Here is a 25,820-nt window from a genome sequence, read left to right as displayed (position 1 = left end):
GGTCCCTATGAATAAAATGTCGGGATGGGGGACGTGCCGTTAAGTGCCCAGTCGCCCAGTTCCTGAAGCTTGTAGTCCAGAGGGTCGTGCAGGCTCTGCGTGCGCAGGTTGCGCCAGTGCCTGTCGAGCGCCACGGAGGTTTGCGTCGCGCGCGCTCCGGTGACCTCGAAGACCTTGCTACACAACTCCAGGCCATTGCGGCTGGCGGCCACTTTGGCGGTAGCAATGGCAATGGCGACTTCACCGCGCTCTTCACTGGTGAGCGCCGGGCCTTTGGCCCATGCCTCGTCCAGTACGGCTCCGGCGCGTTCGACCAGCAAGCGGGTGCTTTCCAGAGCAACCCAAAAGTCGCCGTAATGGCCAAGAATGTAGGGGTCCTGGGTGTTTTGGCTGGCGCTGGATTTAAACCAGGGCCGGGTTTCTTCCAGGGTGTAACGGCGCGCTTCTTCAAAGGCGCCTTCGGCGATACCTAGAAAGATATTGGCGAAATGCAGTTGGGCTATCAGCGGCCGCAGGCAGGCAAAGGGCGTGCTCAGCGGGCCGGGATCGAGCAGCAAGTCCGAGTCTTCAACCCGCACACGCTGGAACGTCACGCTGCCACTGTCGGTCTGGCGCTGGCCCATGTTGTGCCAGTCGTTGTGCAAGGTAATGCCCGAGCGGGCGCTGGGGATGGCGGCTATTAGCAGCTTGCCGCCTGCGCTTTCGTCAATCGCAGAGGCAATCAGCATTTCAGAGTCGTTGGCGCCGGAGCAGAAGCTTTTTTTGCCGGAGAATTCACGCCAGCCTTCACGCTCCTTGACCACGGTGCGGGTGTCCAGCGGGTTGAGGGTGTTGCCCCAGAACCAATTTTTGTTCGCCGTCAGCTTGAACCAGGTTTGCCATTGCGAGGGTTTGGCGAACAACCGCACAGTGGCCAGCATCAGGTGATGGAAGCCGAAGACATGGGCGATTGAACTGTCCACCCGGGCAAATTCGCGCACCACTTCAAACGTTTCAGACCAAGTGGCATTGAGACCGTCGAACTGGCCCGGAATGCTCATGGCCAGCAGGCCGCTGTTGCGCAAAAGATTACGTTCGTGCTTGGGCGTGCCGCCTTGAGCATCACGCTCCACGGCGGTCAGGGCGAACTCGACTGCCAGCTCTCGAGCGATGTCCAACGGTGCCTTCCTGGCATTTAGCTGTGTGACAGTCACGTGTGTTCACCTCGTTTGAATGTCGCCCCCCGACGTCGTGTCAGGGGGTTGCCAGAAGGCTGCGGGTTATTTCACTTGGCCGTAATCACCGACAGCTTGGTGATCCCTGCGCGCTCAATCGAGGCCATGGCGCGTGCCACTTCGCCGTAGTTCACACCGTTATCGGCTTGCAATTGCACGCGAACTTCCGGGTCTTTGGCCTTGGCCGCCTGCAGGTTGAACTCCAGCAGGCCCGCTTCAACTTCATCCTTGTTGATGAACACTTTGCCCTGATCGTCGATGCTCACCACCAATGGGTCTTTTTGTTCCACGGGGGCGACCGAGTCGGTCTTGGGCAGGTTGATCGGAATCGCGTTGGTCAGCAGTGGTGCGGTGACGATAAACACCACCAGCAGCACCAGCATCACGTCGACCAGCGGCGTGACGTTGATTTCACTGAGTACTTCGTCGTTGTCTTGGGTTGAAAAGGCCATCTCAGGACGCCTCCTTCACTTTTTGCGCGGGCGCTGCAGACTTGTTCAGCACCGGGTGCAGGTGCACACGGAAGGCGCTCTTCTGGGCCAGGCTGTAGAAGTCGTGGGCGAAGTCGTCAAGGTCAGCAGCGGTGAGCTTCAGGCGACGCAGGAAGTAGTTGTAAACCAGCACCGCAGGGACTGCGACCGCGATCCCGACGCCGGTGGCAACCAGCGCCGCACCAATCGGGCCCGCCACAGTTTCAAGGCTGGCAGAGCCGGCGGCGCTGATGCCTTTCAAGGCCGACATGATGCCCCACACGGTGCCGAACAGACCGATAAAAGGCGAGGTGCTGCCGATACTGGCGAGGATCGCCAGGCCGGTTTCCAGCGAGCGGCGTTCACGCACAATTTGCTGGCGCAGCGAGCGCTCAAGGCGGTCTTGATGGTTGATGTTGTGCGCCAGGTCATTGGCTTGTGGCGCATCGGTCACTTGAATGGCGGCATAGCCGGCTTGGGCTACACGGGCAGCAGCACCCGGCGCCGTGCTGGCCAGCTCTGCGGCCGAGTCGAGGCTGGTGGCGGCCCAGAATTGTTTGAGGAAGCGACGGTCCTGGTTTTTCAGGCGGCTGAACTGCACGCCTTTAAGCAAGAACAGGCCCCAGGTGGCCACCGAGAAAATAATCAGCAGCCAGATGACCGCATGTTCAATGGATTCAAAGGGGGAAGCGATAAGGTTCATGGTTCAGGCTCTCTAAATTAGGTCATCAAAACGGTCAAGGCGCCGCGTCTTTTTCAGCACGCTCGCGGTGTAAAAAATGAGGTCCGGGCTATTTGATTTTGAAATCAATCGGCACGCTGACCCAGCCGTCAATCGGGTCATTACCTTGTTTGGCCGGGACAAAACTCCAGCGTTTCACCGCATCCTTGGCTGCGTTGTCGAGTTGGTCGCGACCGCTGCTTTTCTGGATCTGGATTTCGCCAGGCTTACCGCTGGCCAACACGTGAACCCGCAGCAGCACAGTGCCTTCCCAGCCACGGCGCATGGCCAGTGACGGGTATTCCGGCGCCGGGTTGTGCAAATAGCCGGCATTGGCAGAAGCCGGGGTTATTGGCGCGGGGGCAGGCGGCGCCGGTGGAGCAGGAGGTGCAACCGGTTGCGGCGGCGCTGGCGGTTGTTCAACAGGCTTGGCCACGGGTTTAGGCACAGGCTTGACCACCGGCTTGGGTTTTGGGATCGGCTTGGGCGGTGGCGGTTTTACGGCCAGTTCGTCTTCCACAGGCGGAGGCGGTTCAACCACGGGCTGAACAACCGGCTCGGGCGGAGGCGGTTCCACCACAGGCGGTGCCGGTTGAGAAAACTCGATGGTCATTGGCGGCACTTCCGGCGGCACGATCGGCAATACCGGCGTCGGGTTCTGACTGATCCAGTAAATCACCGCACCGTGCAGTGCCAGTGCGAAAACCCCCAGCAGCACTGCTTCACGGCGGCTCAGGATGCGCTTGGGCGTACTTTGCAGGCGCGACAATGACAGTGGGCCGCGAAACGTGCGCCCAAGATCAAGCAGTTCGCCGCCGGGGCCCTGGCGCCAGAGCACATCCAGCGCGCTGGCAGTTTGGACATTGGCCATTAATAACTCCTGGCTTTTAGCAAAACGAAGTCGTATTCGCGATCAATACACTCCACTGAATGCACTTAGTTGCCGAAGCAAACAGGCATGCCAAAAGTAATAGCAAGAGCCATACCAACTAGTAAAAGTGCCGTAAAACGGGGGTGTCTTGTTAATTGTCAGGCACAACAGTGTGGTTAATTCAGCGCATTGTCTATGCGCTGTTGCTGGAGCAACACCTGTTGAACAGTGAGCTGGCAAAACCCCTCTGGCACGGGCATCAGGGCTGCGATAGCAGGTGATGCAAATGCATATGCACTGATCAAATTGTTATAAGAAAACTTCAAAACTGGCCGGCTGTTGAAATGCAAACAGCCCCTTTACAAACTGTTTGTTTGACACCTGAAAGTTGCTCTTTAATTGCCGGAATTCGCTGTTTTTGGGCTGGCACGAACTCTGCAAAAGTCCGTGTGAGAGCGAGACTATACAAATAGATGCTCCACTCACTAACAGGCAGGAGCATTAATAATGAACAGTGCGTCAGAAAGGCGAGTATTACGACGTAGTGCACTGGCGACAGCTTCCAGCATGGGAATTCTCCTGATGCTGGTTCAGGCCACAGCGGTGGCTGCCGAGGACAAAGATCCTACGTTAGCCACGGTGGTGGTGACCGGCGCCGAGGCCAGCGAGGCGCAGAAAGCGCAAAAAGAACTGAAGAAAGTGGCGGGCAACACCGCCGTGGTCGACAACCGGGAAATCGAGCGCGGACGCGCAGCCAATGCCGAAGACGTTCTGGCCTTGCAACCCGGTGTGTTCGCCCAGGCCACCAGCGGCTCAAGCGCCAACAAGATTTCCATTCGTGGCTCGGGGCTCAATACCTTCTATCAAGGCTATGTGCTGGGCATCAAGTTTCTCTTTGACGGCCTGCCGCTGACAGGGCCGGGCGGTACTCAGGAAGACATGCTGGACATGCAGGCGGTGGACCACACTGACGTGCTGTACGGCGCTAACGCCTACCTTTATTCCGCCTTGTCGCTGGGCGGTGCCATCAACTTTGTCAGTAAAACCGGGCGCACGGATCCAGGCAATTACGCGCGCTTTGAGGCGGGCAGTTACGGCTATCAAAAAGAGCAATTGAGCACCGGCGGCGTCGTGGGTGATGCTGATTATTACGTCAGTGTTCTGCACAACCAGCGCGATGGTTATCAGGACGACACGTCCAACAAAGGCCAAGGCCTGGTCGCCAACTTTGGCTACGTGTTCAACCCGAAGCTGGAGACGCGATTCTTTGTGCGTTATCGCGAAGAAACCCTGACCCAGGGCAACACGCTGACCAAGTACCAGCTCAAGCATGACCCGACCAGCAACACCGTGCCGATTGGTCGCAAGAAAGACGGCTCGATCCTGTTGGGAAGCAAGACGACCTACACCTTTGACGATAACGCCAAGCTGGAAGTGGGCCTGGGCTACAACGACTATCCGCTGCTGAACGGCTGGCGCTACAGCCCGTCACCCCAAGACTGGCGCTCCAAAGACATCAACCTGACCCTGCGTTATCTGCGCACGGGCGATACGTTTCTGGGCTTGCCCAGCGACAGCAGCGTGACGTTCAGCAATACCCAGTCTTATCTGGCAGACGTTAAATCCCACAGTCGAGTTACCGGTGCAACACTGCAGAAAACCGATTACACCGGCTCGCGCGATACGGTGTTCTCGTTGGGGAACGAGTTACAGTTGGGCGAGAAAACCTGGCTGTCCAGCGGTCTCTCGCTGATCAATGTCAAACGCAAGGCCGACATTAAATACACCACCGGCATTAATACCAGCGCCTTCCCCAACGGTGTTGAATACACCGAAACCGATCTGGCTCCGCGTCTGGGCTTGCGCTATCAGCTGACGCCTGAATTCGAGCTGTTCGGCAACGTCAGCCGTTCGGTCGATCCACCCGTGACCTGGCAGTTGGGCAGCACCGGGACCCCTTACATTCGCGATGTTCGCCCGCAAAAGGCCAACACCGTGGAGTTCGGGATTCGCGGCGGTCATGGCATCTTTGATGGCAGCCTGACCGTGTACCGTTCGTGGGTGCAAAAAGAATTGCTCTCGGTGGTCGTGCGTCAGGCCACGGCGACTCAGGACCAATTGGTGGCCACCTCTAACGGCAGCCCGACCATTCACCAAGGGATAGAGGCGGGGCTCAACGCATTGCTTTGGGAAGGCAAGAATGGCGACACGGTGTCGTTGCGTCAGGCCTACACCGTGAACGACTTCTACTACCGTCACGACTCAACGTTTGGAGACAACCAGTTGCCGGGGCTGCCGCGTCAGGTGTATCAGGCCGAGCTGCAATATCGGCAAGCGGGTGGCTTCTACGCACAACTCAATGCGCGCGCGGCTTCCAGTTATTACGTCGATTTTGCTAACACCCTGAGCGCGCCGTCCTACACCTTGTGGGGAGCTAAAGTCGGTTACGAAGCTCCGAGCAAAAAATGGGAAGTGTTTGTGGATGCCCGCAACCTGACCAACCAGCGCTACGCCACGGCGACCAACACCGCGTATGACGCCAAGGGTCAGGACTCGGCCAACTTTTATCCGGGCGACCCGTTCAACGTCACTACCGGTGTTTCGTTCCACTTCTGATCATTGTTGTCTTAGGGGCGAGCCTTTCAAGATCAAAAGATCGCGAGGCAAGCTCGCTCCTACAACAAGTCGTTTTGCCAAGCGGACTACATCAGCGTGTAGAGCAGTACGATGTTGACCAGCAGCATCATCAAGGCGGTGGGTATTTGTGCTTTGATCACGGCGTATTTGTCCGGCAACTCCAAAAGCGCTACTGGCACGATGTTGTAGTTGGCGGCCATCGGTGTCATCAGCGTGCCGCAGTAACCCGAGAACATCCCGATCGCTGCCATCAACGCCGGGTTGGCGCCGTACATGCCCACCAGCACTGGCACTCCCACGCCGCCGGTCATCACGGGAAAGGCGGCAAAGCCATTGCCCATAATCACGGTAAACAACGCCATACCCAGCACGTACACCACTACCGCGACCAAGCGAAAATCCATATTGATATAGGCCGTAGTGACGTGAGCCACGGCCGTGCCAACACCCGCATCATTAAACAGCAGGCCGAGCATGGCCAGCATTTGCGGCAGCACCATGGTCCAGCCAAGTGCTTCGGTCAGCCGTCGCGATTCGCGTAACGCTTGCAAGGGCGTGTCGCGAGTCAACATGCACGCCAATACCAGCGCCACGATGCAGCCCATGCCGAGAGAAACAAAGGTGGTGTTTTTCGGGTCCAGCAAGGGTACGCCACCGATCTCGGTGTGCTTGAGCAGCACGGAGCCAATAACGGTCACCAATGGAATCGACAAGGCCGGAATGAACAGCCGGTGGCCAAGGCGGCCGGCGCTGGCCCGCGCTGCTTTTACATGCAGTTCGGCATGCGCGCCACGGCCTACGCCACCGATGCCTGCGATCACGGCCATCACCAATACGCCAATGCCGATGACAAATGGTGAGAGCCGGTCGCCAATCAGAAAAACCAGCGCGAACAGCATCCAGAACAGGCCGCTGGTCCAGCGTTTTGGGTGAGTTCGATCACACAGGATCATGCCGGACGTGATCAGTAGCAGAACACCGGCCAGCCAGTAGAAATACTCAATCGAAATGATCATCGAGCCACCTGCGTGGTTGCGTCAGGCTGGGTAGCTTTTGTCAATGTGCGTGACAGCATCAGATCGAAGCGGTACAGCCTTAGCCCGTGCACGATAAAGGCACAGATGGCCGTCGGAATTCCCCAGAAGGCAATGTGCAGCGGCTCGACATCAAGCCCGGCACTGAGCAAAAAAGTATGCATCAGGGCGATGGCGCCAAAGGCCACAAACACGTCTTCGCCAAAAAACAGCCCCACATTGTCAGTGGCAGCGCACATGGCCAGCACTTTGTGCCGCACTGCCGCCGGTAGTTTGCCGTACTTGTTTTCGGCAGCCCCTTCAGCCATGGGGGCGAGCAGCGGGCGGACCATTTGCGGGTGACCGCCGAGACTGGTCAGACCCACGGCTGCCGTGGTCTCGCGCACAAACAAGTACATGATTAGCAGCCGGCCGACGGTGGCACGTTGAAAGCCGGCGATCCAGTTCTGTGCGTGAAGACGCAAGCCGTGGCGCTCCAGCAGGCCGATGACGGCCAGGGGTAATAGCAGAATGAGTTGCAGCGCCCGGGTTTGCAGAAACCCCGAGCCCATTTCGCTGATTATCTTTTCCAGCGGAAAATGCGCGGCAAGGCCGGTGACAATACCCGCCACGCTGACCACCAGCAGTGGATTGAAGCGCAGCACAAAGCCAATGACGATGACGAAAACGCCCATCAGGGGCCACAGGTTTACGACGGTTTGCATGAAGGGGGTGTCCCTTGGCTGGTTGCCGCAGCGCCAGGGCAGGCTGGCGTGAGCAAGGCAAAAGCGGTCTGGCGCACTTTTGCATAATCGGTTCGCTGCCGGACTCAGCGTTTTTTTATGATTGGTAGCACCTATGTTTGGCGGCTTTGAAGCGTGCGTCCAGTCAATAAAAGTTGTCACCCCTGAACAAAAAAAGTTTTACCTGTCACTGACTTAAGCCGTCTGGCCTGAGGCAACGACAAAGGTTTAGAGTGGTGCTTGGGTTTGGATCGGGCGAGCACGGCGTTATGAATATTCGATTTCTGCAGACCTTCATTTGGGTCGCACGGCTTGGCAGTTTTCGCCTGACCGCAGAGAAGCTTTCAACCACCCAAGCGGCGGTTTCCAGTCGCATTTCAGTGCTTGAAAACGAGCTTGGAGTGCAGTTGTTTCAGCGTGATTCGCGTGGGGTGAGCCTCACGCGCGAAGGTCAGAAGGTGTTGGGCTATGCCGAACAGATGCTCGCGACCCAGCAGCGTTTGTTGCAGTCGCTCGGCCAGACTGACAGTTTCGCCGGACGCTTGCGTATCGGGGTCATGGACACGGTGATCCACAGTTGGCTCAGCGATCTGATCAGCGCCATAAGCCGCGATTACCCTCAGGTTGAAGTCGAGCTGACGGCGGATACGGCGTTGAATCTCAACGAGCAACTGCTCAAGGGGCATCTGGACCTTATTTTTCAAACTGATCTGGTGCGTGCCGACGGGGTGCGCAATGTGCAACTGGCCAGTTACGCGCTGAGCTGGGTCGTGGCCAAGGGCAGCCCGCTTGATCGCAGCTATGCAAGCCTTTCAGACCTCTGTCAGGAACGCTTGCTGACCTTTTCGCGGTTATCGCGGCCACATCAGGACATGCTTAATTTCCTGCATCAGCAAGGCATTGCGACGCCCAGGGTCAGTTGCATCAACTCAGTGGCGGCGATCATCAAACTGGTGGCTGATGGCTTTGGCATAGGCGCGTTGCCACCGGTGCTGGTCAGCCGTGAATTACACAGCCAAGCCATGGTTGCGTTGCCCATGGAGGCGCCACCAGGGTTTGCGGTGTTTGCCAGTTGGCGCGTCGGAGCGGGGCTGGAACTGAACGAAGCGGTGGTCAATCTGTGTCAGAGCGTGGTCGCGGATTATCAGCGCAGCGTGTCACACGACCACTTCGTATTGCCTGACAACTGATCCGTATTTTTTCGCCATATCTGCGTCTGTTATGAGTGCAGATCAAGGCGCACAATTCCCATCAACCTCTCGAGACAGGTAAGAACGTGAGACCCAAGCTGTACTCGCCTCTTGCCGCCCGATGTGCTGCACCTGTTTTATTACGTAGGTTTGACGGGGAAATGTGATGGGTAAGATGGCGTGGTTTTTAGGCGGTTTTTTAATACTGACCATCGGTATCGGTATTTTGGCGACCATTCCGCCGGGTTGATCAGATGTTTCCACTCAGATGCGGGCATACCGGTGTTGCCCGCTCTGCCAGCAGCACTCCGACTACGCCCGCACGTATGATGAATGCGTTTATTCGATCGTAAAATCGACTGCGTAGTTATAGGGGTAGATATCCGAGTGTTGTCTTAACCGGGAATTACAATCTCCTGGGCCGATGACGCTGTGAGTCCAGAAGTAATTAACTCTTGGCGACTGATGAAGATACGACTGTTCATAGGCGTATAAAAAGCTGGTTTCAAACTGCAGTATGTCATTGCCAATGCTGTAGGCGAACCGGGTTTCAAAGAAGGGTTTTTTGACACCGTATTCAATCAATATGTCGCCCTTGAAGTGGGGGGCTGCATGGAATTGGAAAACATTTCTGCTGTGGGCGGAAAACTCAGGAGGGAAGCTTCCCTCTCTGCCGCTGTGGGTGCCTTCTATTCTTTTTAATTCATGCGCTGTGTTGTTGATAACGCGCAGGTTAACTATAAGTGTGTCGCTGAATTTGCTATTCATTTTTGAGATCCTTCTCATGGGGTGAATAGCTGAAGATTAGAGCCTTAACTTAGGTGCTGTCGGTGTAGTTGTCCTTCCTCTGATGCTGTTAATTCGTTTTTTAACGTAAGAATTATCTTTGTTATTTCTCAAGCAGATGCAATTTTTTCTAGTGCGAGCTTTTAGGCAGCAAGAGTTCAGCGCACAGTCCGCCCCCTTGGCGGTTGCTCAGGCTAAGCGAGCCCCCCAAGGCTATTGCCAGTTGCTGGGCTATCGCCAGCCCGAGCCCGGTGCCGCCCGTGTCGCGGTTGCGCGAACTTTCTACCCTGTAGAACGGTTTCAGTACTTCGCGCAGTTCTTCGGCTGAAATACCCGGCCCGCGATCAAGCACTTTGATGGATACATTGCCGTTGGCTTCAGCGCTGACGACCAACTCGGCCGCTCCAGAAAATTTCAAGGCATTGTCCAGCAAGTTGATCAGTACCCGGCGCAGGGCATGGGGTCGGGTTTCGATGGGGGAGCCATAGCTGCCACTGCGGTTGACCGCTTTGCCCACGTCTTGATAGTCGAACACGATGCTGTCGACAAAGGCATCCAGGTCGAGTTTGCAGTTGGCCTCGGTTGAGCCGTGCACGCTGCGGGCGTAGGCCACACCCTCGCGGACCAGATGTTCCATTTCCCCCAGATCACTCAGCAGTTTGTCGCGCTCGATCGAGTCGTCCATAAACTCGGCGCGCAGTTTCATGCGAGTAATGGGGGTCTGCAAATCGTGGGAAATGGCCGCGAGAATCTGCATGCGCTCTTTGAGATAGTCTGCGATGCGCTGCTGCATGGCATTAAAGGCCACGGCGGCATGGGCGACCTCGGTCGGGCCGCTTTCGTCCAGATGCTGGATGCGGGCATTCGGGTCCAGGCTTTCTACCGCGCGCGACAGCCGGCTGAGCGGGCGTATCGCCAGCCTCACCGCCATCCAGGTGCAGCCCAGCAGCAGCGCCAGTTGCAGCACCAAAACCACCGGTAGCCACAGGGCCACGGGAATGTCGGCCGGGCGCACGTCAATGGTCACGGGGTTGCCGTCAGCCAGTTGCAAAAACACCTGATAGTGCGGGCGCACGCCGGGGATGTCGGCAAAAGTCAGGGCGTAATGTTGGCCCAGCGTGTCTTTGATCGAGGAGGCCGACATGGGCGGATCTGCAGTGTCCATGGGCACACCGCTGTCACCTTTGGTCAGCAGGTACTGGTAATGCTCCCGATTCAGGCGCGAGAGCCAGGCCTGACGCTCTTCTGCGGGCAGGCGGTCGAGGATGGCAACGGACGTTGAAATGTCGTTTTCCATGTTGTTGAGCATGGTCGAACGGGCGCTCAAATAGCGCTCATAGAACTGCACGCTGAACGACAGACCATTAGCCAGCAGCAGACTTACCAGAAAGATCAGCGACAATTGCGACGCCAGGGTTTTGGGCCAGCGCAGCCATTTCATAGTGATGCACCGAGAATTTTCACGGGCAGTGAGAACACATAGCCTTCACTGCGCACGGTTTTGATACAGGCCGGTTCGCGGGCATCATCGAGCAAGCGTTGACGCAAACGACTGACCAGCAGGTCGATGGATCGATCAAACAAGTCGGCATCACGGCCCTGTGTCAGGTTGAGCAATTGATCGCGACTGAGGACCCGTTGAGGGTGATCAAGAAACACCCGCAGCAGGCGGTATTCGGCGCCACTGAGGGCGACCATGGTGTCGTCCTCATCCAGTAAATGGCGGGCGCTGGTGTCCAGCCGCCAACGGCCGAAAGCCAACAAGCTGCCACTGTCGGTAACCTGCAAGTTGGGTGGCAACATGCGCGTACGCCTCAAAACGGCGTTGATCCGAGCAAGCAGTTCACGGGCCGCGAAGGGTTTGACAAGGTAGTCGTCGGCGCCCATTTCGAGGCCGATAATGCGGTCGGTTTCGTCACTGCGTGCCGTCAGCATTAATACCGGCGTGGCCTTGTGCTTGCCGGCGCGCAGTTCGCGGCACAACAACAAGCCATCATCACCGGGCATCATGATGTCCAGCACAATCAAGTCGACAGGTGTGCTTTCCAGAAAGCTGCGCATTTGCCTGCCGTCGGCAACCACGGTGGTGCGCAGACCATTCTTTTTCAGGTAATTGCCCACCAGTTCGCGAATCTCACGATCATCGTCAACGATCAGGATGTGATCGACATGCTCCATGGCTTTAATCTCTCGCGGGTGGTTGGTGAGGCGCATCATAGCCAGAGACCGCGCTCTTGCCTGCAGGCCTTTGTATTTCAGTGTATCTGAGGTTTTACAGATACATCCTGAGGCAAAAATCTTCAGGCCGCTCTCACCCGGCCTTGGCCTGGAATGTATCGCTGTGTATCTGCACGCTCTCCAGATACGCAAAGAGTCATCGAGGCCGATTCTCGACACATTCGCGATACGTCACGGGCTTTGAATAGGACCCATCGAGATACCAAGCCTCGATGACTCTTAACCAAGACTGTGAGGGACTGATCATGAACATTAAAGCTACCTGTGCTGCCGGTGTGTTTGCCGCGTTAAGCCTGTTTGCCCTGGGTGCCCAGGCCCAAGAAATGCCGGTTGCGCAAAACTACACCTACGGCACGCATCTGGATGTGAAGAAGGTGCTGGCTATCACTGAAGACCCAGGTTACGACTGCCAGGTGGTCAAATCGCACATGACCTACCTTGACTCCAAGGGGCAAACCCAGCAACTCAACTACCTGAAAGTTTCGCAAAACTGCAACGAGGGCGGCTAGTCCATGACTGGCAAGTTTGCAGGTGTTGGCCGGGCAGCGCGTTGGCTGGCGTTGCTGGGTGCGATGGCCGCGAGTGGAGGAGCGTTCGCGGCCCAAGAAGGCGGTGTGCCGATGCCGGCGTTGTCCGGCGCCGTTGAATGGCTCAACTCACCGCCGCTGACACGCGAGTCTTTGCGCGGCAAAGTGGTGCTGGTGGATTTCTGGACCTATGGCTGTATCAACTGTCAGCGCAGTCTGCCTTATGTCAATGCATGGGCAAAAAAGTACGCCAAAGAAGGGCTGGTGGTGATTGGCGTGCATACGCCTGAATATGAAGAAGAGCGAGTGGTCGAGAACGTACGTCAGCAGGTGAAGACGTTGGGTATTGAATACCCGGTTGCAATCGACAATAACAGCGTGATCTGGCGTGCCTTTGATAACCAGTATTGGCCCGCTCACTATTTTGTTGATGCCAAAGGCCGAGTGCGGGCCACGCATTTTGGCGAGGGTATGTATCAGCAGCAGGAACAATTTATTCAGCGTTTACTGGCCGAGAGTCATGAGCAGTGATGCACTCGGCAGTGCTGAACTGCTCGATGAGTCCCCGGGACTGCAAGGTTTCGCAGCTGACGCCATGAAACCTCAACAGGCCATGTGTGGCGCTTTAACTGACGACGCGATAGCAGGGTACGTAAGCGGCGCCGCCGGGCAGCTTCATGCGGTGTTGTTTAACGAAGGCATGCAGCAGTTTGTCCAGCGGCTTCATGATCGCAGCGTCACCGTGAATCTCGTACGGGCCGTGCTTTTCGATCAGGTGAATGCCTTTTTCTTTGACGTTGCCGGCCACGATCCCGGAGAAAGCCTGGCGCAGGTTGATGGCCAGCTCATGGGGTGGCAGGCCGCTGCGCAATTGCAGGTTGGCCATGTTGGCATGGGTCGGGTCGAATGGGCGCTGGAACCCTTCATCGATTTTCAGCAGCCAGTTGAAGTGGAACGCGTCATTGCGCTCGCGGCGGAACTGCTTCACTTCTTTAAGCCCCGCAGTCATTTGGCGGGCCACTTCAGGCGGGTTGTCGATGATGATCTGGTAGTGCTGTTGTGCCGCCTCGCCCAGGGTAGCGCCGACAAATTCGTGCAGCTGTTGCAGGTAAGGTTCGGCTTCTTTGGGGCCGGTCAGAATGACCGGGAAGGGCACGTCCTTGTTGTCCGGGTGCATCAGAATCCCGAGCAGGTACAAAAACTCTTCAGCCGTGCCCGCACCGCCCGGGAAGATGATGATGCCGTGCCCTACACGCACAAACGCTTCGAGGCGTTTTTCGATGTCGGGCAGAATCACCAGTTCGTTAACGATTGGGTTAGGGGCTTCGGCGGCGATGATGCCTGGCTCTGTCAGGCCCAGGTAACGCCCCCCCACCAGGCGTTGTTTGGCGTGTGAAATGGTGGCGCCTTTCATCGGGCCTTTCATCACGCCGGGGCCACAACCGGTACAGATGTCCAGGCTGCGCAAGCCCAGTTCATGGCCGACTTTTTTGGTGTATTTGTATTCTTCGGTGTTGATCGAGTGGCCACCCCAGCACACCACGATCTTGGGGTCTACGCCTGGGCGCAGGGTGCGGGCGTTGCGCAGAAAATGGAAGACGTAGTCGGTGATGCCGGCAGAAGAACTCAGGTCAACACGTGTACTTTCCAGACCGCTTTCTGTGTAGACAATGTCGCGCAGGGCGCTGAACAGCATCTCTCGGGTACTGGCGATCATTTCGCCGTCGACAAAGGCATCGGCTGGCGCATTTAGCAACTCAAGGCGAACGCCACGGTCTTGCTGGTGAATCCGGACTTCGAAGTCCTTATAGGCTTCAAGAATGGTTTTGGCGTTGTCGACGTGAGCACCGGTGTTGAGAATAGCCAGTACGCATTGGCGGAACAGTGTGTAACTGCGGCCTGAGCCGACTTCGCTCAGTTGTTGCACTTCACGTTGCGAGAGCGTCTCCAGGCTGCCTTTCGGGCTGACCGAAGCATTGATGACTTGTCTTTGAACCATTGTGGGCTTCCTGTGAGCGGGATCAAAAATGGCGTGGCGCAGCTTTATGAGTTCATATCAGCACTTCGCATTGGCCGAGCGAGAGGTCCCAACTCTTACGTCTTTGGATTCATTCGATTAAAGCATAGTGCCTCTGTGCAGGCATGTCGCAGAGCGATCCACCTTACGCGGGTCGCGCTGGCTACAGTAACACCGCGCACGCAGAAGACCACCTATCGATCGGCTAACTTAAGCCCAGGTCTCTGAGCAATTACGGTGTCTGCAAGGGGCGGTCAACGGTAGGGTCTGGGCACGGTTTTAAGCGGGGATTTACAGGCATGGATGCGCAGATTCAAGGTTTCGACTGCCCGGCAGGGGCAGTCGAATCGTCAATACGGCGGTGCCGTTTTTAACGATCAGGCAGCCGGTTGGGCCTGGACATGATGGGACAGGGCTTCCTGAAGTTTTTTCTCTTGCTCAGGGGACAACGAGGTGCGCAGAACTTTGCCCTCGAAGCCTGCTTTTTGCAGTTCTTCCAGCACTCTCTCCGGTTGGTATTTGCGCAACAGCACAAACAGCGCCGAAGAGTTGTTCGGAATGGTTTCGCCCAGATTCTTGATGAACTTGTCGTCGATCCCGTAATCGCTCAACGAGCCAGACAGTGCACCGGCGCCAGCGCCCAGGGCGCCACCAATGGCAAAACCGGCCAGCGGGTTGAGAAACAGCAGGCCAACCAGTGCGCCCCAAAGCCCGCCAGTGACCAGGCCCGAGGTGGCGCCAATGGCGGTCAGGTTAACGCTTTGTTTGACATGGAGCTTGCCTTCACCGTTGCGCGTAACAATGACCGAGTCTTCGAGCTCAACCAGATATTCTTTGCTCAACGACACCAGCTCGGTGAGCGCGCGGTCGGCGGTTTGGGTGTCTGAAAATCCCACTACGATTAGATCGGACATGTCTTTCATTCCTTGACAATACAGGTCCAGCCCAGAGGGGCTGATATTAAAAGGAGTCGCTCAGTTGCCATGATGCAGGGGCATCGTGGCCGCAGTGATTCAGAGAATTTGAGTCTTCTGCGAGGATAGAGCGTGGTCGCAAACCTGGATATGTCAAGTCAGCAGCGCATCACTGCAAGTAATCACGGGGCATGATTGCAGAAAAAAACGGGGATGGTTTCAATCGTGGAGGGCTGGCTAGGCAGCCCTGACACTCACTCCAAGGGCTGATACCTCGGAGAATTAAGACTGGTTGCCTTTGTCCGAAGCATTCAGACCTGCCTGGATGCGTTGATAAATTTCTTCGCGGTGTACTGCGACGTCTTTCGGCGCGTTGATGCCGATTCTGACCTGCTGCCCGCTGACTCCTAAAATAGTGATCGTAATATCGTCACCGATGTTTATGCTTTCACCAACTTTACGGGTGAGTATCAGCATTTTTTTCTCCTTGATGGCTTTGTAAGGCACGTCTCTGAGACGGTGCGGCTTCGGTCATGGCTACAGAATACTGCTAAGTGCATATAAATGCGCCGCTCATTACAGACGTCATGGCCAGAGGTAAAATTCCCCGAACGAGGGAAGCTCATGCCTATGAAGCTTAAATAAGGGCGGATTTGATTTGTTCAAGGAGAGCAAAGGCCACTGCCCCAGTGATAAAATCGACCCACTCATACAGATAGGGGAAACGCAGTGCGTAAAGTCATCGTGATGACAGCAATATTGGCCTTGACGGCTTGCGGTCAGGAGTCTAACGATAAAATCGAGCAGGCTAAAGCGGCTTCTCACTCTGCGGTGGTCCAGGTGCCTGTTGCTCACTGGGCGCTGGAGCTCACGGAAGGGCAGAGAGCGACGATTACGGATACCACTGGCAGGCTGCTGGATAATGGCTTTGTTCCCTACATTCTCGAAAAAGACGGTGTGCAACATTTCTTGATCGGCCCTTATGCGACCGAGGCTCAAGCCCGGGCCGTGCAAGAACAGATCAAGCTCAAACCCAAGCTCGAAGGCATTGAAACCGACGTGATAGAGCTGCCGCCTTCGCCTTGATCGACTACCTGTCAGCCATGGTTCAAGCGTAGTGCCCAACGGGCACTACGCGAATGTCGGCACCTGTTTTTTTAAGCGTGCCCGGCGCTACCGGTCCAGGCGTGAGCAGGATTACAGCAATACGATGCCCTGATTACACGCACATTAAGCGCGTGTCGACGGCAATCTGGACATGCAAGTTGTTCAGCGTTTAGAAAGGTGTAACAAGCCCCAGGGCCGTTGCTTTGATCAACGCAGCGCTACGGCTCGAAACGCCGAATTTAAGACGAATATTGCTGAAATGAAAGTTGACTCCCGACTCCGTGCATTTGAGGATCAGCGCAATCTCCCAGGAGGTTTTGCCCTGAGCCCCCCAAGCGAGCACTTCCTTTTCTTTGGGGGTGAGTTTGATAGCGTTCAGCGGGTTCTCTTTGGTCTGGGCGTCGGGCTGGAGGTATGTTGATTGTCCACTGCTCGCTGATTGAGGCTGATGCATGGCAAGACGCTCCCATAGATCAAAAAACGTAAGTGGGTTGTAGGAAATCTCTCTGTGTGAGAGGAGTATCCCGTAGGGTTTTTCCTTGCTATGGGCTTATTTATAAACCGTTCTCAGGTGTTTGGAACCTGTCAAAAATAACAGTCCGAGTACATTTCTGATCTCGGACCGGCAGGCGAGGCACCGCATTGCTTCGCCCCCTGACTGACCCCTTATTCCAGACTCAGCCCTTGCGTGCAGCGGGCAGATGGCGCAAGTTTTATCTGGACACATATCGACGAATCGTGACGACAAGGGCCGCACGTAATGAGCAATCACAAGATCGAAATTCGTCGCAGCAATGTCGAAAAAATCCTTCTCGGAGCCGAAAAGGTCTTTGCCGAAAAAGGCTTTGCGGGCACCGCCATGGCGGATATTGCCGCTGAAGTTGAGCTGCCTCGTTCCAACTTGCACTACTACTTCAGTACCAAAACCGAGCTGTATAACGCGGTTTTGCTGGGTTTGCTGGAGGTGTGGAAGCAAGATGCGCTGTGTTTTGAAACCTATGATGACCCGCGCCTGGTCCTCAGCAGTTACATTCGCGCCAAGATGACCCACTCACGTACGCGCCCCTACGGCTCGAAAGTCTGGGCAGACGAAATCATCCATGGCGCGCCCACACTGGGGCTCACGCTGGATGCGAGTCTCTATGATTGGGCAAAAATGAAAGAAGCCAAAATCCGCCAGTGGGTGGCAGACAAACGGATATTGCCGGTAGAGCCGTCCAGCGTGTTGTTCATGATCTGGGCTTCAACCCAGCACTACGCAGACTTCGATCACCAGGTGAATATCATCAACGAGCATCAGCCGTTGAGTGACATCCAGTTCGAGCGCGCCATACACAGTGTCACCAGCATCATCCTGCGCGGCATCGGGCTGGAACCCTGAAAGATTCTCCCCTCCGACCCGTAGTCGCTGAGGAGCGGAGCGAGGCTGCGATCAAGAGCAAGCGATCGCGAGCAAGCCCGCTCTCACAGGGGTTCAAGAAGCCACGTGGTACGGATTACGCGGGTCGTGGTTCCAGTCCAGGAACGGCTTGCCGGTGTTTTGCGGCACCATCTCGATACAGTCGTCTACCGGGCAGGTGATCTGGCACAGGTTGCACCCTACGCACTCATCGTCAATCACTTCATAGCGGTGCGTCCCGTCAGCCAGTTTCTGGCTGGAAATGGCCTGGTGCGAGGTGTCTTCGCAGGCGATGTGACAACGACCACAGCCAATGCATGCCTCTTGGTCGATCTTGGCGATGACTTGGTAATTTATATCCAGATATTTCCAGTCAGTGGTATTGCCCACGGCCCGACCCGAAAAGTCCTCCAGGCTCGAATAGCCTTGGCTGTCCATCCAGCGCGACAAACCGTCTTTCATCTCGTCAACAATCCGAAACCCGTGGAGCATGGCCGCGGTGCACACTTGCACGGCGCCACAGCCCAGGGCGATAAATTCCGCTGCATCGCGCCAACTGCCAATGCCGCCAATCCCGCAGATCGGCAAACCTTGGGTCTGTGGGTCGCGGGCAATTTCGGCCACCATGTTCAGCGCGATCGGCTTGACGGCCGAGCCGCAGTAACCTCCGTGAGTGCTCTGGCTGCCCACCACAGGCAGGGCGACCATGCGATCAAGGTCGACACTGGTGATCGAATTGATGGTGTTGATCAACGACACCGCATCGGCACCGCCGCGATGGGCCGCCCGGGCGCTGAGGCGGATATCGGTGATATTGGGCGTCAGCTTGACGATCACCGGCAGCGAGCAGTACGTCTTGCACCAGCGCGTGACCATTTCCACGTACTCCGGCACCTGGCCAACGGCCGCGCCCATGCCGCGTTCCGGCATGCCGTGGGGGCACCCAAAGTTCAGCTCGATGCCATCAGCACCCGTGGCTTCAACCAGCGGCAGGATGTACTTCCAGGCTTGCTCCTCACACGGCACCATCAGCGACACAATCAGTGCGCGGTCTGGCCAGTCTTTCTTGACCTGAGTGATTTCACGCAGGTTGATTTCCAGCGAGCGGTCGGTAATCAACTCGATATTGTTGATGCCCATGACCTCACGGTTAGGCCCGAAGTGCGCCGAATAGCGTGAGGATACGTTGACCGCCGCCGGGTCTTCGCCCAGGGTTTTCCAGACCACGCCGCCCCAGCCTGCCTCATAAGCGCGGACCACGTTATAGGCTTTGTCGGTCGGCGGCGCAGAGGCCAGCCAAAAGGGATTGGGGGCTTTGATACCGGCGAAGTTAATCGAGAGATCGGCCATTTACGCAGCCTCCTGAGTGAGCATGAGTTGGGCATGAATGGCTTGCGCGGCCAGCTTGCCGTGTTGCACCGCTTGCACGGTCAGGTCCTGGCCCAGCGAGGTGCAATCGCCACCGGCATACACGCCGGGGATGCTGGTGCGCAGGTGCTCATCCACGGTGATCCGATCGCCTGTGCGCTGGAGTGAATGGGCCAGCGGGTCACTCAGGGTGGCTTCGTCAAAGGTTTGGCCGATGGCCTTGAATACCGCATCGGCGGCCAGCTCAAAGGTTTCGCCGGTTTTCACCAGGCGACCGTCTGCAAGGCGGGTGCGGGCAAAGCGCATGCCGCGAACTTGGCCCTGATCGTCGAGCAACACCTCATCGGGTTGGGCCCAGGTCATCAGGCGCACCTGATTGGCCTTGGCGATGTCTTGCTCATGGCCGGTCGCACCCATGTCTTCCTGACCACGGCGATACACCAGGTTCACCTCGCGGGCGCCCAGACGGGCCATTTGTACGGCCATGTCGATAGCGGTATTGCCCGCGCCCAACACGATGCAACGTTCGGCCAGTGGCAGTTGGGTCAGGTCGTCGCTTTGGCGCAGCTCGCGAATGTAGTCAGTGGCAGCCAATACACCGGGTGCCTCTTCGTGGGCCAGACCGAGCTGCCGACTGGCGGCCAGGCCGATGGCCAGAAATACCGAATCAAATTGTTGGTGCAGGTCGCTCAGGCTCAGGTTGTCGCCCAAGCGCTGGCCGTGGCGAACTTCGATGCCACCGATCTGCAAGACAAAATCCACTTCACGCTGAGCGAAATCATCCACCAGCTTGTATTTGGCGATGCCGTATTCATTGAGACCGCCGGATTTTTCCCGGGCTTCGAAAATCACCACCTCGTGCCCGTGCAGGGCCAGCCGATGGGCGCAGGCCAGTCCGGCCGGGCCCGCGCCGACCACGGCAATGCGCTTGCCGGTTGAGGCGGCGCGGGTGAACGGGTACTCGTTGAATTGCGCATTATCAATCGCATAGCGCTGCAACAAGCCGATCAATACCGGCGCACATTCCTGCGCGTTATTGCGCACACACGCTTGCTGGCACAGCACTTCGGTGGGGCATACGCGGGCGCAACTGCCGCCGAGAATGTTGGCCGAAAGGATTTTCTGCGCAGCGCCTTGAACGTTTTCCTGCTGGATATTGCGAATAAAAGACGGAATGTCGATGTCGCTTGGGCACGCATTTACACACGGTGCGTCGTAGCAATACAGGCAACGCGAGCTTTCCAGTTCAGCCTGACGGGCGCTGAGCGGTGGCGCCAGATCAGTGAAGTGACTGGCCAGCACCAGCGCATTTTCATGGGGGTGCGGTAGATGATTCAGGGACTTGATCACAGGAATTGCCTCACGGTTGTGGGAAGCGTCTGCCTCTGACGGGCAGTGGTGGTGTACTCAGCGCTTAACAGCAACGGGCTGGTGATGCTCGGCGCGCTTTTTCAACAGGTCGAACACGGCGGGGTAGGCCGGGCGTTCGATATAACGCCCGGCGCCGCGTTCGGCCCGCAAATCGCCATCGGCCCAGACCACCCGGCCCTGGCTGATGGTGTGACTGGGCACTCCGCGTACGGTCTTGCCTTCGAAAATATTGAAGTCGACCTGCTGGTGGTGGGTTTTAGCGGAAATGGTGCGTGTGCCCTGCGGGTCCCACAGCACCAGATCGGCATCGGCGCCGACGCGGATTGCGCCTTTGCGCGGGTACAGGTTGAAAATTTTCGCGGTGTTGGTCGAGGTCAGCGCCACGAACTCCTGCATCGACAAGCGCCCGGTGTTCACGCCTTCATCCCAGAGCACGGCCATGCGGTCTTCGATACCCGCCGTGCCGTTAGGGATTTTGCTGAAGTCGTCACGCCCGGCGGCCTTTTGCTCAGCACAGAAACAGCAATGGTCAGTGGCGGTGGTGTGCAAGTTGCCGGATTGCAGGCCGTGCCACAGCGCTTGTTGGTGGCCCTGTGGACGGAAGGGCGGGCTCATCACATAGCCGGCGGCGGTTTGCCAGTCGGGGTTTTGATACACGCTGTCATCGAGCAGCAAGTGCCCGGCCAGCACCTCGCCGTACACCGGCTGGCCCTGGCTGCGGGCATAGGTGATTTCGTCCAGCGCTTCACGGGTCGAGACGTGTACCAGGTACAACGGTGTGCCAATGGTTTGCGCAATGCGAATGGCCCGGCTGGCGGCTTCACCCTCAACTTGCGAAGGCCGCGATAACGGGTGGGCTTCCGGGCCGGTGATGCCCTGTGCCAGCAGCTTGCGTTGCAAGTGATACACCAGTTCGCCGTTTTCTGCGTGCACGGTGGGCACCGCGCCCAGTTCCAGGCAGCGTTCAAAGCTGGCGACCAAGGTGTCATCGGCGGCCATGATCGCGTTTTTGTAGGCCATGAAATGTTTGAAACTGTTGATACCGTGATGGCTCACCAGCTCGGCCATTTCTTCGCGGACCTGCTCGCTCCACCACGTGATGGCGACATGGAAACCGTAGTCCGACGCGGACTTCTCAGCCCAGCCGCGCCACTGGTGAAAGGCTTCCAGCAACGACTGCTGAGGGTTGGGAATGACAAAGTCAATAATCGACGTTGTCCCGCCTGCCAGACCTGCCGCCGTACCACTGAAAAAGTCTTCACTGGCAACAGTGCCCATAAACGGTAACTGCATATGCGTGTGGGGATCGATACCGCCGGGGAGTAAATATTGGCCACTGCCATCCAGCACTTCACAACTGGGCGGAACTTCAAGATCAGTGCCAATTGCGCGGATTAGACCGTCTGCGCAATAAACATCAGCGCGGTAACTTTCATCATGGGTCACTAGCGTAGCGCCACGGATTAACAGCGACATACCAAGTTCCTCGCAGGCAGACCGGCTGGGGCCGGTTCTAATGTTGTTATTACGACCGTAGTACAGGTTTTTATTCCTGTCACTGGTGACAGGAATAAAATCTAGTGGGTTGTTAAGGAATGAGCAAATATTATTTTCAAGTATGCATGTGTGACTTAATTTATTGATTTATATAGGTTTAATCTTTAAATCACCAAATTGGTGCGCGCTTTCACCATTTCGGCGCACTTGACAGGAATTAAATATGGGTGAAGTTTCTTATGCTAAATCAGGCGCTTGAAGTCTTCGGAGAACAGCCAGAGCCAAACAAAAATAAATAAGCGTGCACCGATATGTTTCGTTTAGTTCTATCCGGCAATGCAAACTATTCTTGATAAGGGTTTATCGGCGTGTTGTGTGCGGTTTAAAAGTGCTTATAAACCAGCGAGTTGTAAGGTGTGAACACAACTGTCCGTGAACACAATAATTAACACGGCACAGTTTTTGATTGTCGCTGCCATTACCTCGCGGCCTTGGTCCGCGGTGATTGCACAGAGAATCGCTCTGCGTCCGTGCGCAGGGTTAATCACCATAAAAAAGAGAGTGAATGAGCATGCAACCGAGCAGATCCCAAGTCACCGAACGCGATGGTTTGTACGAATTGGAAGCCGGGCCTGAAGTTCTCGATAGCCCCCGATACAACCATGACATTGCCCCCACCCGCGTGCATGAGCGCACCTGGAATAAATGGCACATCACCGCGCTGTGGGTGGGCATGTCGATTTGTGTGCCGACTTACACCCTGGGCGGAGTATTGACCGCTTACTTCGGGCTGTCCGTCGGTGAGGCGCTGCTGGCGATTTTGCTGGCCAATATCGTGGTGCTGATCCCGCTGACGCTCAACGCTTTTGCCGGCACCAAATACGGCATTCCCTTTCCGGTGCTGTTGCGGTCCTCGTTCGGCATCCTCGGGTCCAACGTCCCGTGCCTGATCCGGGCACTGGTGGCCTGTGGCTGGTTCGGGATCCAGACCCTGTTCGGTGGCCTGGCCATCCACTTGTTTCTGGGATCGGTGTTCGAAGGCTGGAAAAGCCTGGGGGGCATCGGTGAAGTCATCGGTTTCATGCTGTTCTGGGCACTCAACCTGTGGGTAGTACTACGCGGAGCCGAGTCGATCAAATGGCTTGAGACCCTGTCTGCGCCGCTGTTGGTGCTGGTAGGGCTGGGCCTGCTGGTGTGGGCCTTGCCGAATGTGTCGATGACCGAACTGTTGGCCCAGCCGCCGAAACGCCCTGAAGGGGCCAGCGTGTATGGCTACTTTTTTGCCGGGCTGACGGCGATGGTGGGTTTTTGGGCTACCTTGTCGCTGAATATTCCCGACTTCAGTCGCTATGCCAAAAGCCAGAAAGACCAGATTCTGGGGCAGATATTTGGCCTGCCGCTGACCATGTTTCTGTTCGCCGCGCTGGGTGTGATCATGACTGCCGCCTCGCAGAAACTGGTGGGCGTGACCGTCTCCGACCCCGTCAGCCTGATCGGCCATATTCAAAGCCCCGGCTGGGTCGCGCTGGCCATGGCGTTGATCATCATCGCCACCTTGTCGACCAACACCGCCGCCAACATCGTTTCCCCGACCAATGACTTCCAGAACATCGCGCCCAAGCTGATCAACCGCACCACAGCGGTGATTTTGACCGGGCTGGTGGGGCTGGCGCTGATGGCCCATGAACTGCTGAAAAAACTCGGCTTGCTGGTCTCGGATGTCAGCCTCGAAACCGTGTATTCCAACTGGTTGCTGGGTTACTCCAGCCTGCTGGGGCCGATTGCCGGGATCATGGTGGTCGACTATTTCATCATTCGTCAGCAAAAACTCGACCTCGCCGGGCTCTACCGCGACGGCGTGTACCCGGCCTGGAACTGGAACGGTTTTATCGCCTTTGGCGTGCCGGTGGTCTTGACCCTGATGTCGTTGGGTAGCAGCGCTTTCAGCTGGTTTTATGACTACGGCTGGTTCACCGGGTCGCTGCTCGGTGCCGCGATTTACTACGGCTTGTGCCGCCTGAGCAGCCCGCAAACAGCGGCTGCCAAAAGCACGATCTGACCCAATAAAAACTGCCTGAGGAATAAAAAAATGAACGCAGCACATCCCCTTCAGCAGCAAGCCACTCAGTCGATCAACGGTGAACGCCTGTGGGCGTCACTGATGGAACTGGCCAAGCTGGGCGCTACGGTCAAAGGCGGTGTGTGCCGCCTGGCCCTGACCGACCTCGACCGTCAGGCCCGGGACATTTTTGTACGCTGGTGCGAAGACGCCGGTTGCACCGTCAGCGTCGATGCCGTGGGCAATATCTTCGCCCGCCGACCGGGGCTTAATCCTGACCTGCCGCCAGTGATGACCGGCAGTCACATCGACACCCAACCTACGGGCGGCAAGTTTGATGGCTGTTTCGGCGTGCTGGCCGGGGTCGAAGTGCTGCGTACCCTCAATGACCTGAACATCCAGACACAAGCGCCGATTGAAGTGGTGGTATGGACCAACGAAGAAGGCTCGCGCTTTGCCCCGTGCATGATGGGCTCGGGGGTGTTTGCCGAAAAATTCACCCTCGAAGAAACCCTCGCCAAAACCGATGCCCAAGGCATCACCGTTGGCGAAGCACTCAACGCCATTGGCTATGCAGGCAGCCGCAAGGTCAGCGGGCATCCGGTGGGTGCTTACTTTGAAGCGCACATCGAGCAGGGGCCGATTCTGGAAGACGAACGCAAAACCATCGGTGTGGTGCTCGGGGCGCTGGGTCAAAAATGGTTCGACCTCAACCTGCGCGGCGTCGAAGCCCATGCCGGGCCAACCCCCATGCACTTGCGCAAAGACGCGCTGGTCGGCGCGGCGGCCGTGGTCGCGGCGGTCAACAAAGCTGCCCTGGGCCATCAGCCCCATGCCTGCGGCACCGTGGGTTGCCTGCAGGCTTACCCCGGCTCACGCAACGTCATCCCCGGTGAAGTGCGCATGACCCTGGATTTTCGTCACCTTCGGCCGGAACGGCTGGACTCGATGATCAGCGAAGTTCGCGACGTGATTGAGGCGACGTGCGCCAAGCACGGTTTGAGTTTTGAACTCACCCCGACGGCGGATTTCCCGCCGCTGTACTTCAACCCCGATTGCGTCAACGCGGTGCGCAACGCGGCGAGCGAGCTTGGCTTAAGCCACATGGACATCGTCAGCGGAGCAGGGCACGACGCGATCTTCCTCGCCGAACTGGGCCCGGCGGGCATGATCTTCGTGCCGTGTGAAGGCGGCATCAGCCACAACGAAATCGAAAACGCCGACCCCAAAGACCTGGCGGCGGGTTGCGCGGTGCTGCTCAAAGCCATGCTGGCAGCCTCCGAAACTGTAGCTGCCCAGCACTAATTGCCCTGTAGGAGGGGCCGCCCCGTCTTCGACGCCGCGCTGTCGCGCAGCAAACAGGCCGCCGAGTATCTTCAGCATCCCCCAATCGGTTCCCTCTCCTTCGGGAGAGGGCTAGGGTGAGGGGGCTTTTGACTTGAGTACATATCCGTTGCTGCGGCAACGGCCACTTAGGGTTCCGGCCTTACGCCGCGTCACTTTGCAAAAGCGGCAAAGTAACCAAAACGCTTTTGCCCCTACCCCTCGGTGCCTCGCTTTGGCTCGGCATGCCCTCACCACAGGCCTTGCTCCGTAGGCCCGCCGCGATCGGCCATCCATGGCCGTGTCGCGGCTAACCCGGCGTCCTGCCGGGTTACCCACTGCGCAAAACCTGCGT

24 protein-coding genes are annotated in these 25,820 nt (G+C 57.2%); 8 read left to right on the top strand and 16 right to left on the bottom strand.

Annotated elements, in window-relative coordinates; genetic code table 11:
* Positions 1 to 5: 5 nt before the first annotated feature.
* The 4 genes from GHO32_RS11000 to GHO32_RS10985 all read right to left on the bottom strand — a co-directional run bounded on the left by GHO32_RS11000 (position 6) and on the right by GHO32_RS10985 (position 3,276).
* Entirely contained in the window at positions 6 to 1,193 is a 1,188-nt protein-coding gene (locus GHO32_RS11000; protein WP_368668407.1) for an acyl-CoA dehydrogenase family protein, read from the bottom strand.
* 71 nt (positions 1,194 to 1,264) lie between these two features.
* Positions 1,265 to 1,666, bottom strand: a complete 402-nt coding sequence (locus GHO32_RS10995; RefSeq protein WP_048368932.1) for a biopolymer transporter ExbD — start codon at positions 1,664 to 1,666, stop codon at positions 1,265 to 1,267.
* A gap of 1 nt (position 1,667) precedes the next feature.
* Positions 1,668 to 2,387 (bottom strand): MotA/TolQ/ExbB proton channel family protein, encoded by a 720-nt coding sequence (locus GHO32_RS10990; protein ID WP_048368933.1) that lies wholly within the window; start codon positions 2,385 to 2,387, stop codon positions 1,668 to 1,670.
* A gap of 88 nt (positions 2,388 to 2,475) precedes the next feature.
* On the bottom strand, positions 2,476 to 3,276 hold the full coding sequence (locus GHO32_RS10985; protein ID WP_048388490.1) for an energy transducer TonB: 801 nt from the start codon (positions 3,274 to 3,276) through the stop codon (positions 2,476 to 2,478).
* Positions 3,277 to 3,843: 567 nt separating this feature from the next.
* Between GHO32_RS10985 and GHO32_RS10980 the strand changes: the two genes are divergently transcribed.
* Complete coding sequence (locus GHO32_RS10980; RefSeq protein ID WP_256665496.1) at positions 3,844 to 5,892, top strand: TonB-dependent receptor domain-containing protein; 2,049 nt, start codon at positions 3,844 to 3,846, stop codon at positions 5,890 to 5,892.
* An 86-nt stretch (positions 5,893 to 5,978) separates the two neighbouring features.
* On the opposite strand, the gene GHO32_RS10975 is transcribed toward GHO32_RS10980, so the two are convergent.
* Together GHO32_RS10975 and GHO32_RS10970 are read right to left on the bottom strand one after the other, a co-directional pair.
* Positions 5,979 to 6,929, bottom strand: coding sequence for a DUF979 domain-containing protein (locus GHO32_RS10975; RefSeq protein ID WP_153335151.1), 951 nt, complete (start codon positions 6,927 to 6,929; stop codon positions 5,979 to 5,981).
* Positions 6,926 to 7,651, bottom strand: coding sequence for a DUF969 domain-containing protein (locus GHO32_RS10970; protein WP_153335152.1), 726 nt, complete (start codon positions 7,649 to 7,651; stop codon positions 6,926 to 6,928). Before GHO32_RS10970 ends, GHO32_RS10975 begins: the two co-directional genes overlap by 4 nt.
* A gap of 287 nt (positions 7,652 to 7,938) precedes the next feature.
* On the opposite strand from GHO32_RS10970, the gene GHO32_RS10965 reads away from it, so the two are divergent.
* Positions 7,939 to 8,859 carry a LysR family transcriptional regulator gene (locus GHO32_RS10965; protein ID WP_153335153.1) on the top strand — a complete coding sequence of 307 codons (921 nt, stop codon included), beginning with the start codon at positions 7,939 to 7,941 and terminating at the stop codon, positions 8,857 to 8,859.
* A gap of 339 nt (positions 8,860 to 9,198) precedes the next feature.
* Here GHO32_RS10965 and GHO32_RS10960 read toward each other — a convergent pair whose 3' ends face one another.
* The 3 genes from GHO32_RS10960 to GHO32_RS10950 all read right to left on the bottom strand — a co-directional run bounded on the left by GHO32_RS10960 (position 9,199) and on the right by GHO32_RS10950 (position 11,823).
* Positions 9,199 to 9,627: a hypothetical protein gene (locus GHO32_RS10960; RefSeq protein WP_153335154.1), complete on the bottom strand. Its 429-nt coding sequence runs from the start codon at positions 9,625 to 9,627 to the stop codon at positions 9,199 to 9,201.
* Between the two features lie 148 nt (positions 9,628 to 9,775).
* Complete coding sequence (locus tag GHO32_RS10955) at positions 9,776 to 11,086, bottom strand: HAMP domain-containing sensor histidine kinase (RefSeq protein WP_153335155.1); 1,311 nt, start codon at positions 11,084 to 11,086, stop codon at positions 9,776 to 9,778.
* Positions 11,083 to 11,823, bottom strand: a complete 741-nt coding sequence (locus GHO32_RS10950) for a response regulator (protein WP_048369095.1) — start codon at positions 11,821 to 11,823, stop codon at positions 11,083 to 11,085. The genes GHO32_RS10955 and GHO32_RS10950 overlap by 4 nt, the downstream gene beginning before the upstream one ends.
* Before the next feature lie 305 nt (positions 11,824 to 12,128).
* On the opposite strand from GHO32_RS10950, the gene GHO32_RS10945 reads away from it, so the two are divergent.
* Positions 12,129 to 12,392 carry a DUF2790 domain-containing protein gene (locus GHO32_RS10945; RefSeq protein WP_048368939.1) on the top strand — a complete coding sequence of 88 codons (264 nt, stop codon included), beginning with the start codon at positions 12,129 to 12,131 and terminating at the stop codon, positions 12,390 to 12,392.
* A gap of 3 nt (positions 12,393 to 12,395) precedes the next feature.
* On the top strand, positions 12,396 to 12,941 hold the full coding sequence (locus GHO32_RS10940) for a thioredoxin family protein (RefSeq protein WP_153335156.1): 546 nt from the start codon (positions 12,396 to 12,398) through the stop codon (positions 12,939 to 12,941).
* A gap of 94 nt (positions 12,942 to 13,035) precedes the next feature.
* On the opposite strand, the gene ppnN is transcribed toward GHO32_RS10940, so the two are convergent.
* From ppnN to csrA, 3 genes are all read right to left on the bottom strand, one after another.
* Positions 13,036 to 14,409, bottom strand: coding sequence for a nucleotide 5'-monophosphate nucleosidase PpnN (gene ppnN, locus GHO32_RS10935; protein WP_153335157.1), 1,374 nt, complete (start codon positions 14,407 to 14,409; stop codon positions 13,036 to 13,038).
* Between the two features lie 395 nt (positions 14,410 to 14,804).
* Positions 14,805 to 15,341: a DUF1269 domain-containing protein gene (locus GHO32_RS10930; protein WP_048368942.1), complete on the bottom strand. Its 537-nt coding sequence runs from the start codon at positions 15,339 to 15,341 to the stop codon at positions 14,805 to 14,807.
* A 282-nt stretch (positions 15,342 to 15,623) separates the two neighbouring features.
* Positions 15,624 to 15,818, bottom strand: coding sequence for a carbon storage regulator CsrA (csrA, locus tag GHO32_RS10925; protein ID WP_048368943.1), 195 nt, complete (start codon positions 15,816 to 15,818; stop codon positions 15,624 to 15,626).
* Between the two features lie 252 nt (positions 15,819 to 16,070).
* Between csrA and GHO32_RS10920 the strand changes: the two genes are divergently transcribed.
* Positions 16,071 to 16,427, top strand: coding sequence for a hypothetical protein (locus GHO32_RS10920; RefSeq protein WP_368668408.1), 357 nt, complete (start codon positions 16,071 to 16,073; stop codon positions 16,425 to 16,427).
* Between the two features lie 190 nt (positions 16,428 to 16,617).
* On the opposite strand, the gene GHO32_RS10915 is transcribed toward GHO32_RS10920, so the two are convergent.
* Positions 16,618 to 16,902: a helix-turn-helix transcriptional regulator gene (locus GHO32_RS10915; RefSeq protein ID WP_153330590.1), complete on the bottom strand. Its 285-nt coding sequence runs from the start codon at positions 16,900 to 16,902 to the stop codon at positions 16,618 to 16,620.
* Positions 16,903 to 17,208: 306 nt separating this feature from the next.
* Between GHO32_RS10915 and GHO32_RS10910 the strand changes: the two genes are divergently transcribed.
* Positions 17,209 to 17,829: a TetR/AcrR family transcriptional regulator gene (locus GHO32_RS10910; protein ID WP_048368946.1), complete on the top strand. Its 621-nt coding sequence runs from the start codon at positions 17,209 to 17,211 to the stop codon at positions 17,827 to 17,829.
* Between the two features lie 93 nt (positions 17,830 to 17,922).
* Here GHO32_RS10910 and preA read toward each other — a convergent pair whose 3' ends face one another.
* From preA to hydA, 3 genes are read right to left on the bottom strand one after another with little or no spacing between them, the layout of a single operon-like run.
* Positions 17,923 to 19,197: an NAD-dependent dihydropyrimidine dehydrogenase subunit PreA gene (preA, locus tag GHO32_RS10905; RefSeq protein WP_048368947.1), complete on the bottom strand. Its 1,275-nt coding sequence runs from the start codon at positions 19,195 to 19,197 to the stop codon at positions 17,923 to 17,925.
* Entirely contained in the window at positions 19,198 to 20,565 is a 1,368-nt protein-coding gene (locus GHO32_RS10900; RefSeq protein WP_262124543.1) for an NAD(P)-dependent oxidoreductase, read from the bottom strand.
* A gap of 57 nt (positions 20,566 to 20,622) precedes the next feature.
* On the bottom strand, positions 20,623 to 22,062 hold the full coding sequence (gene hydA, locus GHO32_RS10895; protein ID WP_048368949.1) for a dihydropyrimidinase: 1,440 nt from the start codon (positions 22,060 to 22,062) through the stop codon (positions 20,623 to 20,625).
* Positions 22,063 to 22,654: 592 nt separating this feature from the next.
* Between hydA and GHO32_RS10890 the strand changes: the two genes are divergently transcribed.
* Together GHO32_RS10890 and GHO32_RS10885 are read left to right on the top strand one after the other, a co-directional pair.
* A complete protein-coding gene (locus GHO32_RS10890; protein WP_153335170.1) occupies positions 22,655 to 24,142 on the top strand; it encodes an NCS1 family nucleobase:cation symporter-1 in 1,488 nt (495 codons plus the stop codon).
* Positions 24,143 to 24,172: 30 nt separating this feature from the next.
* Entirely contained in the window at positions 24,173 to 25,447 is a 1,275-nt protein-coding gene (locus tag GHO32_RS10885) for a Zn-dependent hydrolase (protein WP_153335158.1), read from the top strand.
* Positions 25,448 to 25,820: the final 373 nt, after the last annotated feature.

The sequence above is a fragment of the Pseudomonas sp. FSL R10-2189 genome, assembly GCF_009600325.1.
In the GTDB taxonomy this organism is placed as follows: Bacteria; Pseudomonadota; Gammaproteobacteria; order Pseudomonadales; family Pseudomonadaceae; genus Aquipseudomonas; species Aquipseudomonas helleri.
Note: the sequence above shows the minus strand (reverse complement) of the source record. Positions and strands in the feature narration are given on the sequence as shown.

Excerpts from the sequence above, each read along its gene's own strand:
- GHO32_RS10995 (WP_048368932.1), bottom strand. The coding sequence starts at position 1,666 with ATGGCCTTTTCAACCCAAGACAACGACGAAGTACTCAGTGAAATCAAC.
- GHO32_RS10990 (WP_048368933.1), bottom strand. The coding sequence starts at position 2,387 with ATGAACCTTATCGCTTCCCCCTTTGAATCCATTGAACATGCGGTCATC.
- GHO32_RS10985 (WP_048388490.1), bottom strand. The coding sequence starts at position 3,276 with ATGGCCAATGTCCAAACTGCCAGCGCGCTGGATGTGCTCTGGCGCCAG.
- GHO32_RS10980 (WP_256665496.1), top strand. The coding sequence starts at position 3,844 with ATGGGAATTCTCCTGATGCTGGTTCAGGCCACAGCGGTGGCTGCCGAG.
- GHO32_RS10975 (WP_153335151.1), bottom strand. The coding sequence starts at position 6,929 with ATGATCATTTCGATTGAGTATTTCTACTGGCTGGCCGGTGTTCTGCTA.
- GHO32_RS10970 (WP_153335152.1), bottom strand. The coding sequence starts at position 7,651 with ATGCAAACCGTCGTAAACCTGTGGCCCCTGATGGGCGTTTTCGTCATC.
- GHO32_RS10965 (WP_153335153.1), top strand. The coding sequence starts at position 7,939 with ATGAATATTCGATTTCTGCAGACCTTCATTTGGGTCGCACGGCTTGGC.
- GHO32_RS10960 (WP_153335154.1), bottom strand. The coding sequence starts at position 9,627 with ATGAATAGCAAATTCAGCGACACACTTATAGTTAACCTGCGCGTTATC.
- GHO32_RS10955 (WP_153335155.1), bottom strand. The coding sequence starts at position 11,086 with ATGAAATGGCTGCGCTGGCCCAAAACCCTGGCGTCGCAATTGTCGCTG.
- GHO32_RS10950 (WP_048369095.1), bottom strand. The coding sequence starts at position 11,823 with ATGGAGCATGTCGATCACATCCTGATCGTTGACGATGATCGTGAGATT.
- GHO32_RS10945 (WP_048368939.1), top strand. The coding sequence starts at position 12,129 with ATGAACATTAAAGCTACCTGTGCTGCCGGTGTGTTTGCCGCGTTAAGC.
- GHO32_RS10940 (WP_153335156.1), top strand. The coding sequence starts at position 12,396 with ATGACTGGCAAGTTTGCAGGTGTTGGCCGGGCAGCGCGTTGGCTGGCG.
- ppnN (WP_153335157.1), bottom strand. The coding sequence starts at position 14,409 with ATGGTTCAAAGACAAGTCATCAATGCTTCGGTCAGCCCGAAAGGCAGC.
- GHO32_RS10930 (WP_048368942.1), bottom strand. The coding sequence starts at position 15,341 with ATGTCCGATCTAATCGTAGTGGGATTTTCAGACACCCAAACCGCCGAC.
- csrA (WP_048368943.1), bottom strand. The coding sequence starts at position 15,818 with ATGCTGATACTCACCCGTAAAGTTGGTGAAAGCATAAACATCGGTGAC.
- GHO32_RS10915 (WP_153330590.1), bottom strand. The coding sequence starts at position 16,902 with ATGCATCAGCCTCAATCAGCGAGCAGTGGACAATCAACATACCTCCAG.
- GHO32_RS10910 (WP_048368946.1), top strand. The coding sequence starts at position 17,209 with ATGAGCAATCACAAGATCGAAATTCGTCGCAGCAATGTCGAAAAAATC.
- preA (WP_048368947.1), bottom strand. The coding sequence starts at position 19,197 with ATGGCCGATCTCTCGATTAACTTCGCCGGTATCAAAGCCCCCAATCCC.
- hydA (WP_048368949.1), bottom strand. The coding sequence starts at position 22,062 with ATGTCGCTGTTAATCCGTGGCGCTACGCTAGTGACCCATGATGAAAGT.
- GHO32_RS10890 (WP_153335170.1), top strand. The coding sequence starts at position 22,655 with ATGCAACCGAGCAGATCCCAAGTCACCGAACGCGATGGTTTGTACGAA.
- GHO32_RS10885 (WP_153335158.1), top strand. The coding sequence starts at position 24,173 with ATGAACGCAGCACATCCCCTTCAGCAGCAAGCCACTCAGTCGATCAAC.